The 254-nt window shown below is 56.7% G+C and carries 1 pseudogene; it reads left to right on the plus strand.

Going from position 1 to position 254, the window contains the following annotated elements:
- Positions 1 to 254, plus strand: a pseudogene (locus PZC42_RS21975) (hypothetical protein); the annotation flags it as partial.

The raw sequence follows: 254 nt of genomic DNA on the forward strand, positions 1-254 counted from the left end.
CAGGCCCTGTCCACCGACCATCTGGAATATCTGGATGAAGCAGGCGTCATTGCCATGAAAAAAGCCGGAACCGTGGCCGTGCTGCTGCCCGGAGCCTACTACTTTCTACGCGAAACCCAGTTACCCCCGATTGAACTGCTGCGCAAACACGGCGTACCGATGGCCCTGTCCACTGACAGCAACCCTGGCACCTCCCCCTGTGCATCCCTATTACTGATACTGAACATGGGCAGCACGCTTTTCAGACTGACTGT

The organism is Isoptericola croceus, from assembly GCF_029382255.1.
Lineage (GTDB): Bacteria > Actinomycetota > Actinomycetes > Actinomycetales > Cellulomonadaceae > Isoptericola > Isoptericola croceus.